The sequence below is a fragment of the Phyllobacterium sp. 628 genome, from assembly GCF_014189505.1.
Lineage (GTDB): Bacteria > Pseudomonadota > Alphaproteobacteria > Rhizobiales > Rhizobiaceae > Phyllobacterium.
The window spans coordinates 3,011,620-3,022,812 of sequence record NZ_CP050301.1 but is presented as its reverse complement, the minus strand read 5'-3'; the positions used below and the strand labels follow the sequence as shown (position 1 = coordinate 3,022,812).

Sequence of the window (11,193 nt, the reverse complement as noted above, 5' to 3'; positions counted from 1 at the left end):
TGCCGTAACATCATCTATCATGATACAGGATGCAAGAAATAACACTTATCATGTTTCAGGATGACATATGCTAGACCTGATGCAATTGCGCAGTTTCGTCGCTCTTGAACAAATGGGCAGCTTTTCGCTGGCGGCGAAAAAGCTTGGCCTTGGCCAATCGACGGTCAGCCAGCACATCCAGCGGCTTGAAGCCCAACTGGGGCGTAGCCTGGTTCAACGGGATACCCACCGGCTTTCCCTGACCGCCGAGGGGAGGCGCTTCTCGCCCATGCGCGTACCATGCTGACGATCAATGGCGAGGTTCAGGCGCTGTTTGCCGAGAATAGTTTGCGCGGGCACTTGCGTCTCGGTGTATCGGAGGATTTTGTCACAAGCCGCCTACCGGATGTGCTTGAGGATTTTGGCCGCGCGCACCCTTCGGTTGATCTCGAATTGACTGTTGCGCTGAGTGGCGTTCTCTATGAAATGCAGGATCGCGGCGAAATCGATCTGGTTCTGGCCAAGCGCAGGCTTGGGGATGCGCGCGGCGAGCTTGTTTATCGCGAGCCTCTGGTCTGGCTGGCGCGCGATCCCGGGCGTATTACCGGAAAACACAAGGCGTTGCCCTTGATCGCTTTCCCGCCACCAAGCATCACCCGCCGCGTCGCGCTGGAAACCCTGGAGAAACACCAGATACCATGGCGGATCGTATGCACCTGCAGCAGCCTCAGCGGTCTGATCGCCGCTGCACGGGCAGGCATGGGTGTGCTGGTTCAGCCACGAAGCATGGTGCCTGCCGGATTGCTGGAAATTCCTGCGGGACGGCTCCCCCAGCTCGAGGATGTTGAATTTGTTCTGGTGCCGCGCAAGGGCGCAGACCAGGAACTGATTTCCGCACTGTCCAAGGAAATCCTGTCCAATGTCAGGAATTTCCCGTCAACGGGTTGATCAAATCTCTTTCAATCCGCTGAACACCAGCCCGGTTGGGTTGGCTTTAGCCGTCGCCTTGATCGTGGCAATATTGGCGCTGACCTTGTTGACGTCCGCATGCATATTGCCCTCGTCGATTTCGAGAACGGCGATGCTGCAGCGCATCAAGGGAAAGTGGCGTTCACCGCCGGAACGGTCGTGGGCGCGAATGGCCCCGGCGGCGCGGTCCTCCGGTGTATAAAGATCAAGCACATTGCTCTGGAAATCGTTGAGCAGCACGGTCAAGCGTTCTTCAATATCGGCGCGGCTGCCACCCGTAACGCCAATGAAAAAATCGTCTCCGCCAACATGACCGAGGAATTTATCTTCGCCAACAAAATGGTGCCGGAGCAGGGAGGCAAAAAGACCAATAGCCAGATCGCCTTTCTGAAATCCATAATTGTCATTGAACGGTTTGAAATTGTCGAAATCGCAATAGCAGAAGAAACGTGCGGATGAACCGTCCCGCATCGCATCCTGAACATAGTCGCGAATGGACCGGTTGCCGGGAAGGCCGGTCAACGGGTTCTGATCCTGCGCAGTCTTGAGCTGTTTTTCGTTGATAATTTTCAGCAGCGATGAAGCGGATAAAACCCCGGCATAACGCAGGTTTTCTGTCAGGATCACACAATCGCTGCCGTCGATCCCGGCAAAGATCTTCAGCATTTGTTCGGCTGGCGTATCAAGGTCAGCTATTGGTGTTCCGGTGACGAAGTGAGATATGCCGCGCTGGTATATCCGGTTCTTGAGCAAATCCCGCCCGAAGGGATGATAGATCATCGCTTTGACGTGATATTCGTGCAGGACCCCGCGAGGCTCGTCATTGGCGCTTAAAACCGGGAAAAAGCTCTGTTGCGGGTTCTTGCGAAAGAGCTCAAAGACATTGTCGAGATCGTCATTCTCGCGCACGGCGGGCAGGCGCTGCACCTGCGCGCGGATCAGGATGCTGTCGAGTGTCGTCGTTTGTCTGCGGCCTGTTCCTGCATGTTCGAGATGCGGATAGGCGTCCTGCAGTTCTCCGGCATTGGTTGTCGGGCGGGCAATGTAATAGCCTTGGACAAGGTCGCAGCCGAGATCCCGGCATATGATAAACTCGGCTTCCGTTTCCACGCCTTCAGCGATGACGCGCGCGCCAAGCATGTGCGCCATTTGCACGATCTGTTTGACGATGTGACGTTTGCGCGGGCTTGCATCAAGTGCGGAGATGAAATGCCGGTCGACTTTGACGTAATCCGTCGGATAGTCGCACAGGAGCTTCAGGCCGTTGAAGCCGACGCCGAAATCATCAATAGCAAGCTTGAATCCCGTATGGCGCAATTTTTTGATCAGCGCGGCAAAGGCAGGGTCCTTGGTATTGTCAAAACGCTCGGAAAGTTCGAAGCAGATCGAGGAGGGGCGTATGTTGGCTTTGGTCAGATTGAAGGCCAGACGTTCGATAAAATCACTGCCAAGACTGATCAGGCGTGCATCAATGTTGATGAAAAGCATCCGGTGGGCAAAGCCGGGCAGGACGGAAAAGCCCGCAAAGGCCCGGTTGTTGATCATCTGTTCCAGCTCGGCGAGCTGACCAACGTCGTGGGCCTTGTCCAGAAGCTCGGGGGTGAGCCAAATCCCAGCCGGTCGAAACCCCGCATCAGCGATTCATAACCAAATGTCGCCCCGGTTGCTGCCTCGACAATGGGCTGGAATGCGGTTTCGATGGCGAGCTTGGCGAGTGTCACGAGCTGATCGTCACCAAATCGACGTAAAACCAGCATTTCGGCGGGTTGGAATGACATGAGGAACTCCGGCATGAATGCGAATTGCCGCCGGATATTTTGCCATTACCTTTGAATATTCCGTTTCTGCCAGATGACAGTTTTATGAAGTTTGAGATAGTCACGCAATTGGTGCGTGTAGTCAGTTGTTTTTGCGGACCCGTTCGTTCAAAGTTCACCCGATATTTCCCTCCGTCGCTGGTCCAACTCTTCACTGTAGCGGCGCAATGTATGGCTTTCAGTGAGCAGGCCTACAACTTTGCGCTCGATGAGGTTATCGACCACGGCCAGCGCTTCACTTTCCGTTTTGTCGAAAATTGCCATAGCCTGTTTGGCATTCATCTGTGGGTGCAGGAAATCGCCCGGATATTTCAAAAGGCCGCTGATACCCTGATCTTGTATCGTTGGATCAACGATTTCGGAATGCACCTCCGGCACGAGAACGATGCCCGCATATTTCTCTGTATCATCCAGCACAACGACGCGCTGTGTGGAACCAAGCGGAAAGTCATGCCTGAAATCGGCGATGCTCATGTGGATGGACGCTGTGCGCACATCGCGGCGCATGAGCCGGTCAACCGTCAGATTGCGGATCCAACCCACATCATGGGCACTACGGATACTTTCACCGCGCAGATGGAAACGCCATGTCGCGAAGGAATAGCCAAATGTATTTCGCACTGTAAGGGAAGCGGTGATAACGGCTGCCAGTACCAGCGCCGTGATGGGAAAGTCTCCGGTTATTTCCAAAGCAAGAAACGTCATGGTGAGCGGGCCGCCAATGACTGCAACCGCCAGCGAACTCATGCCGACGACAGCGTAGATAACTGGGGTAAGTGTTGCATGCGCAAAAATGAATGGGGCTGAATAGGCGAAAATCTTGCCAAGCAATGCGCCCATGAACAGTGAGGCGAAGAACAAGCCGCCGCGAAACCCCGAGCCGATGGAAACAGCAGACGCTGTTGATTTGAGCAGGAGTATTCCAAGGAGGGACGCTATCGTTGCCGTATGATCGAGATTGAGATGCAAAGCACCATGACCGCCAGAGAGAACTTGCGGCGAGATCAGTGCCAAACCACCGACAACGGCGCCGCCTATGATAGGCCGTATGGAGGGAGGCACCGAGCTTTTGCGTGTAAGCTCTTCAACGAACGAAACGCCCTTCATCAGCAGGATGCCTGCTCCGGCACACAATATCCCGAGCAATAGGGCTGGTACGTAGTCGGCAGTCACGACGGTGCCAAAATTACCCACGTCGATCGTGAAATCACTGCCGACCAAGGCGCGTGCAACCATGGTAGAGATTAGTGCAGAGACGACAACAGGTGCCAGACTGACGATGGTATAGGACCCGATGATCAGCTCGAACGCATAGAACGAGCCAGTCAACGGCGCATTGAATGCAGCGGCAATCGCTCCTGCAGCGCCGCAGCCAATCAATATACGCAGCTCCGCCCGGCGCAATTGCAGGGATAGGCCAAGTTTGGATGCGAGACCTGACGCCAGCTGTGTATAGCCGGCTTCCAGACCGACGGATGCGCCAAAACCATTGGAAATAATGTTCTGACCCGCCACGATGAGACTATCGTTGAGCGAAAGCCGCCCGCCATGCAGTGCATTGGCCTCGATCGGATCGACCATCGGCCGCTTTCGCCAGCGCGCCAATATAAGGGCGACGATGCCGAGCAGGACGCCGCCCGCGAGCGGGGCGGTAAAGACCACCACCTGATCCATCGTGCTCATGGAACTCAGCCGTTCGCCATCGGCGATTTTGAAAATCAGCTGATGCATTTCCTGGGTAATCAGGCTCATCCCGGTTACCACGACACCCGAGACAACGCCAATCACGGCGGCGGCCAGAACAAGCCCAAGCTCGTTACCGCGCGCGAAAGCCCTGAGACGGCTTGGTGCCAGAAAAATGGATAGAACACCGAGACGGCGGATGTTGAATTTACGGAACATTTTTGACTGCAAGGATGAAGGCGTCTGCCTCGGCAGGTTTATACTGAACCCATGAACACGTCAAAAAACTGGGACGCGTAAAATGTCAGGAGTGCTAGTTTCGCGTGTAACCCGGACGGTGCGGCTTCCATGCCACTGGCTTGAGCAGAGCCTTGGCAGCGGCAGCCTCCGCTTGCTCCCGGCGTAACTGATGCGCGCGTGCGGCATCGATTGTAAGCCGCAGTTCAAAGTTTTTGCGAACGGCGCGATCAACAGAAAGTTGCGCTAGTTTCTGGACGTCAGAGACGCCCGAGGTGAAAATCTGAAGAATTATCCCGGCAATCTCTTCCGAATATACCTTGGACCGCGGTCCTAGATCCAGCATGCGAAATGCTTCGGCATAGGCCTGACGCATGATCGCCACGTCCTGCGGCGAATATATCGGCCCTGCTGAATCACAGAAAATCATGTTACCCCCGACACACAACAAACAGAATATTTGCCGTTACAAATCAGTCAGCCCGCTATCAAACTATTTATAATAGTTTCCAAGAACAACTGGGAATCCTGTCGCGGCAAAAAATCATGTCCGGCGCGTTTATTCGCCTTTCAATACAGACATGTGACTTGCGCTGCCTTGGGTTAATGCGGACAGGTCTGCGACTGACCGTTCAGGCCCTGATGTTTGATTTCGAACGCCGCTTTGGCCACATCACCATTTCTGGTGATCGTCACGATATAGATGCTGTCAAAATCATCTCCGTCCCACTTCGGCACCTGCGCGCTGTTGCCGCCATTGGTGGTCAGCAGATCGCTGACGATGTTGTCGATCTTCTTGTGCTCCCACGCGACCAGAACACGCGCATTGCGGAGAGGCGTCTTGGTCAGAGCTTTGGCAAGATCATCAGCATCAGACACGCCGATGCTGACATTGACCGGCAAGCCGAACGATATTGCCGTAGGTTCGACAGTCGCCAGCGGACGAATGTAGTCGTAGCGCTTACCATCGTCCTTTTTCTGATCCGAAGGATTGGGAGCGAAGATGAAGTCGGGCCTGCCCAATGTCTTGGCGATCACCGACGGCAGCGCCAACGCACGGTTCAATCCCTGGCAATTGAGCTGTCCAAGGCCTTTCTCTGGCTTCTCGCCATGCCGGATGAAGGCAATGGTTTCCGTTGTGGCAGCACTCCAAGCGGGAGTTGCGGCAAATGTCAGAGCCATCATGGCGACAACGATCAATGATGCGAATGGGCGTAGCGCCATGGCTGGCTCCTCAGTTTAGCAATTTGGTGTTCCGGCTAACCCAGACAGCTATCGGATTCTTCAAAAATGTCTAGCTAAGCTTCGTGGCATGGCCATCCAACGTGATTTGACAAGCCCAATATGAGGAGTGGGGCGATCGCGGGCTGGCATGGTCTGCGACATCCTCAACAATCCGCCGTTTCACCGCTGACGTGAAAAAATATACTTTTATGTTAAAAACAGCCACTTAAGGATTGATAAAGGTTCTTTGATAAAGAAAAATGCAATCAAAAGAAGATGGGGACCGTAACTTGACCAAACACACACCGCTTCAGACAAGAATTCGCGACCAGTTGCAAAGACGCTTTGGGGAAGATTTGCATGTTGGCGACAGGGTCAACGAGGCCGAAATTGCGGATGCATTGGGGATTTCACGTACGCCCGTTCGCAAAGTGCTTTGGCAATTGCAGAATGAAGGTGTGGTCAGCTACGAGCAACACCGTGGATTTCGACTGGCGGATGCGAGCGCTGACGTTCTCGAAGCGGACGCTGACAAGGACGAACTGCTTGACGAGCGTGTGATGCGCGACATGGCGCTGGGTAATCTCAAGAGCGTCATCAGCGAACGGGCATTGATGCAGAAATATGCGGTTCCGCATGGCATTCTCATGTCCACCCTGCGCCGGTTGATGCGCGACCAATTGGTGGAACCCTCTGTGGGGCACGGCTGGATATTCTCGGATGTCAGCGCGGTGGCCCTCGAAAATGGCTATAATTTCCGCCAGATTCTGGAGCCTGCAACCATTCTGGCCGACCCTTATTTCATCGATGCGGAGGCCTTTGAAGCGCTCGATCGCGATCATGTCAACACAATCAAAAATATAGAGAAGCTTGACCAGCGCCGCCTGTTCGATCTGGATGCCAAATTCCACCGGCTTATTGCACTGGGCGCACGCTCGACCCACCTTGTCGATGCCATTGAACGGCAGAACAATATCCGGCGCGTCAATGAATATATCGGGTTTTCGCGGCTTGATCGTGTTCGCGAATCGTTGACTGAGCACCGGAACATCATAGCTGCCTTGCTGCGTGGGGAGCGCCAGATGGCGGCGGCGTTGATGCGGCTGCACCTGCAGGTGTCGCGGGATGAAACGTTCAAATATATTGATGAGGATCTCGAACGGGTCCGGTCTGGTGGCGTTCACCTGTCAATGGATGAAGATTAACCGCAGCTGGCGCTTTCCCATTCTGTCGGTTTTGAGTTTGAATATATCATAATGCAATCTTTTCATGCGATGCTGCGATGCCTTTGGCAGCGCGGCATGCGGGTATATTTATAAAATTCTCGCAAATATTCCAAATGCCGGCTATTTAAACCGCTTTTTCAAAGATGGCGGCGAGATGGTTTTGCTGCTGTTTAATGCCCCAACCTTTCTTGTTCTATGTAGGTAAAGTATTTTATATTGACAAAACGCAATATGTGGACGCTGAATGTGGGCGATGTGATAAGCACGTCGGTGCCTTTGGGAGGGACACATGGATACAACCGTTCAATCTTGGGAACGCCGGGAAGTCGGCAGCTTCTTTCATACATTCTCTGACCTTGCCTCATTGCGCGAGGATGGGCCCGCCATCGTCGAGAAAGGCGAGGGTGCCTATATCGTTGATACGGCAGGCAAGCGCTATTTCGAGGGAAATTCCGGGCTTTGGAACATGACGCTGGGCTTTTCCGAAACACGACTTGCCGAGGTTGCTGCCCGCCAATATGCGGAGTTTCCCGGGTACCACACCTTCTTTGGACGAAACTCCAAACCGACGGTTGCTCTGGCGGAGCGCATGATTGCCTTGGCGCCTGTGCCGATGAGCCGGGTATTTTTCACCAATTCAGGTTCTGATGCCAATGAATCCGCAATCAAGCTACTATGGATGATGTGGGCAGCGGAGGGGCAGCCGCAACGGCGCAAGCTGCTGACGCGCAAGAATGCTTATCATGGTGCGACGGTTATGGCGGCGGCGCTGACGGCCAAGGACTATAATCGCGCCTTTGGCCTGCCGAGTGCGGAGATCGTCACGCTCGATTGCCCGCATAGCTGGCGCAATGCACTTCCAGGCGAGAGCGATGAGGAATATTCAGCCCGCCTTGCAAGCAGATTGGAACAGCAAATCATAGCAGAGGGTCCGGAGACCATTGCCGGTATGTTTGCCGAGCCCATTATGGGGGCCGGTGGGGTGATCGTGCCTCCCCATGGCTATTTCCGCATGATTCAGCCTGTGTTGAAGCGATATGGCATTCCGCTTGTGGCTGACGAGGTCATTTGCGGCTTTGGCCGGAGCGGCAATTTATGGGGCTCGCAAACCGTCGGATTGGAACCTGCAATTATTGTGGCGTCCAAGAGTATGTCAGCGGGCTATTTCCCCATGGGGGCAGTGATGCTGTCGGCTGATATCGATAAGCGGGCAACCGCCGCCAGCGAAATGTGGGAAGAGTTTCCGCATGGCTACACGACGGGTGGTCATCCGGTTGGCTGTGCCATCTCGCTTGAAGCGATCCGCATTATCACCGAAGAGGGCGTACTGGATAATATCCGCAAGGTGGGCCCGCTTTTCCAGGCGGGTCTGCGTAAGCTGGCCGAACATCCGATGGTGGGGGAAGCGCGTGGCGTTGGTTTGATGGGCGCGCTCGAAATGGTGGCCGACAAAAAAACCAAAACAGCCCATGCGGCTGAGTATCGGGTTGGCGACCGGATTGCCAAGGCCGCCCGCGATCTTGGCTTTATCATTCGGCCTCTGGGTGCTTCTGTTGTACTGGCGCCGCCGTTCATTTCGACACAGGAACAGATCGAAGCTTTGCTCGATGTTCTCCAACGCATTCTGGACGATGTTCACTCAGGAATCTGCAAACACGCTGCCTGACTGATCCTTGCCGCCACGCCTTATTCAGGGCGTGGCGGCTTTATCGCTCGGGTTATCAAGTGGACAGGCCCGCATAGTCGCCGAGTTTTTTGAACTTGCTAGAGATTTGCGATAGCCGCGCTTCCCATTGCGGATCGGGCGACTGTCCTTCGATCGTGCGGAAATATGCCTGCAGCATGCAGGCAATGGCAAAAGGTTCGATCAAGGAAGCCTTCACCGCCCAGGCAAAAACCAGTGCGAAGATGAAGCCGCCTGACGACCATCCGCCCGGTATCCAGTAAACAACAGCCGCTGCTGGTGTCAGCATCAGAATGAAAACGGCGATTGACAGAATATAGACAATGATCGTCACAAAGGCTGCGTTCTTGAGCATCGTTCCGCTGTTCTGGGCATACAGAACCAATGCCTTTTGCGCGGTTTCCCATGCGTTATCGCTGCGCGTGCGCAGGGTATAACCGAGGATGACTTCGTCAATGAAACCAACGGCAATGCGCAGGAATGCACGGATCAGCGACATGAGCGAGTCAAGCCCGGGAATGGGCAGAAAGGATGTTATGCCCTGCACCAGTCCCGTAATCGCCGCCAGAACACCTTTGATCAACTGATCAACAGCAAACAGAATACTCGCCTCGGCAAACCGGCTGGAAACGATCTCCTTCGCATAGGCGATTTGCCCTTTATTGTCCGGTAATGGCCTGCCGTCGATCAGTTCAACGAGAACGGCAATGTGTCCGGCTTTGACAATGTAAAGCACGTATTCGCGCAAGAGATAGAGCACACCGGCGGTCAGGCAAAAACCTGACAGGCCACCGATGAAGGTAGAACTGGCGCGAAATTCTTCGTCACCAATTCCACCTATTCCCCAGCCAATCCCGGCACCGGTACCGGTGACGAGGACATAGGCGAGAGCCATGCCGAAATAAATCATCATTCTGAATGCAATGAAGGGTGCGGTTTGCACCATGAGGCCGAGTGAACGGCCAATGCTGAAGTTCCACATAATGTCCTGCCTGATATCGGGAGTGTGCAACCGCCGTGGACGCAATATTTGGCATTTTGTCTGTCAATCCGCCAGTGCTGATTGCATCCGCTCGTTCGGGTGCGTTTTGCTCCGCCGGCGAGTTTTGCGCGCCGCCGGAAAATTTGAAGATTTTCATTTAGCTTTGAGGAGTTCCGCCTTCTTCGTTGTCATTGCCGGCTGCCGTTCATCGCCAAAGCCGTACAAACATATTTCGTCGGCAAGTGCTTCAACATGGGTTCTCCCTTGCATATGTGTTCAACGGACTCAGGCGTTGCATATAGCTTAGAATTTTAAGCCAGAGCGCCATGCGGTTTTATCATACTTTTGCATTTTACAAGACTATAGCGCAAAATTGTCTTGCCCGGAAACAAGTCGAGCTGATAGATAGGCGGTCGAAACATGTAAAATGAAAATTCTGGACACGCACAATGAGCAAGATTCATATCAACCTGACCATGCTGAGGGCTTTGATTGCTATTGTAGAAGAGCGCGGTTTCTCGCGCGGTGCTGACCGGATCGGTGTCAGTCAATCGGCCGTCAGCCACGCCATCCGTGGTCTGGAGCTTGCCGTAGGTTCACCGTTGATCGAGCGGCAGCGGGGCAATGTCGAGCTGACAACGATAGGCGTAAAGGTTATCGAAGAGGCGCGGAATGTTCTGCAAGCCATTGAGCGTCTGCGCAAACTTGGACACGATAAAAATGTTTGCGGAACTGTCCGGGCTGGTATTGTTGCCAGCATCTCATCGCGGATAGCGCCAGCGGCGTTGCGTGATCTGCGCCGTAATTTCCCGGATATAAGGCTCGATATTTGGGAGGGAACGGATCAGGAAGTGCATGAATGGGTGAAAAATGACCTGATTGACTTCGGTATTGGCGGAGTCAGCGACCATTTGCATGCTGAGCATTTCATGGAAGACAAATTGCGTTTGCTGTTGCCGGAAGAGCATGTGCTGATTGCGCAAGAGGCTATTTCGCTGGCGGACCTCCAAGGGGCGCGATTTGTCATGCCGGCAATTGGATGCGGACCGCACGCCGATGCAATCCTCAAAAGTTCAGGTATCGATATCGATGTGATCGTTCGCGTGCGGGAGAAGGAAACATTGTTTTCCATGGTCCGCTCGGGTGTCGGCGTTGCGATCCTGCCGGAGCTTGTCTTGCCAACTGCCGTGGGTGGGTGCGCGTCGCGACCACTCACGCCGTCACTGTCGCGCATGCTCTATCTTTTGCGCGGTGATGCGGACATAAAGCCTTCGGCTGCGGAAGTGGCGGAAGCGTTCCGGAGGGCATGTTCAAGTTTTGCTTTTTATTCGCCTGAGGAAACAATTTTGGGCCCCGATGCAATCAGCGAAACAGCTGCCTGAGATTTGGGAT

The 11,193-nt window shown here is 54.1% G+C and carries 7 protein-coding genes and 2 pseudogenes; 4 read left to right on the top strand and 5 right to left on the bottom strand.

Features of this window, described 5'->3' with window-relative positions; all coding sequences use genetic code 11:
- Positions 1–67 precede the first annotated feature (67 nt).
- Positions 68–927: pseudogene (locus HB779_RS16525) on the top strand (LysR family transcriptional regulator).
- On the opposite strand, the pseudogene HB779_RS16520 reads toward HB779_RS16525, so the two are convergent.
- The 4 genes and pseudogenes from HB779_RS16520 to HB779_RS16505 all read right to left on the bottom strand — a co-directional run bounded on the left by HB779_RS16520 (position 928) and on the right by HB779_RS16505 (position 5,909).
- A pseudogene (locus HB779_RS16520) lies at positions 928–2,726 on the bottom strand (GGDEF domain-containing protein).
- A gap of 147 nt (positions 2,727–2,873) precedes the next feature.
- Positions 2,874–4,667, bottom strand: a complete 1,794-nt coding sequence (locus HB779_RS16515; protein WP_188343365.1) for a chloride channel protein — start codon at positions 4,665–4,667, stop codon at positions 2,874–2,876.
- 94 nt (positions 4,668–4,761) lie between these two features.
- Complete coding sequence (locus tag HB779_RS16510) at positions 4,762–5,115, bottom strand: hypothetical protein (protein ID WP_188343364.1); 354 nt, start codon at positions 5,113–5,115, stop codon at positions 4,762–4,764.
- A 173-nt stretch (positions 5,116–5,288) separates the two neighbouring features.
- Positions 5,289–5,909 (bottom strand): hypothetical protein, encoded by a 621-nt coding sequence (locus HB779_RS16505; RefSeq protein WP_244642396.1) that lies wholly within the window; start codon positions 5,907–5,909, stop codon positions 5,289–5,291.
- A gap of 290 nt (positions 5,910–6,199) precedes the next feature.
- Between HB779_RS16505 and HB779_RS16500 the strand changes: the two genes are divergently transcribed.
- On the top strand, positions 6,200–7,114 hold the full coding sequence (locus HB779_RS16500) for a GntR family transcriptional regulator (RefSeq protein ID WP_210302597.1): 915 nt from the start codon (positions 6,200–6,202) through the stop codon (positions 7,112–7,114).
- 310 nt (positions 7,115–7,424) lie between these two features.
- Complete coding sequence (locus HB779_RS16495; RefSeq protein ID WP_188343362.1) at positions 7,425–8,801, top strand: aminotransferase; 1,377 nt, start codon at positions 7,425–7,427, stop codon at positions 8,799–8,801.
- A 55-nt stretch (positions 8,802–8,856) separates the two neighbouring features.
- Here HB779_RS16495 and HB779_RS16490 read toward each other — a convergent pair whose 3' ends face one another.
- Positions 8,857–9,801, bottom strand: a complete 945-nt coding sequence (locus HB779_RS16490; RefSeq protein WP_188343361.1) for a hypothetical protein — start codon at positions 9,799–9,801, stop codon at positions 8,857–8,859.
- Positions 9,802–10,250: 449 nt separating this feature from the next.
- On the opposite strand from HB779_RS16490, the gene HB779_RS16485 reads away from it, so the two are divergent.
- The gene (locus HB779_RS16485) at positions 10,251–11,183 is read left to right on the top strand and encodes a LysR family transcriptional regulator (protein ID WP_188343360.1); all 933 of its coding nucleotides are present in this window, start codon (positions 10,251–10,253) and stop codon (positions 11,181–11,183) included.
- Positions 11,184–11,193 lie beyond the last annotated feature (10 nt).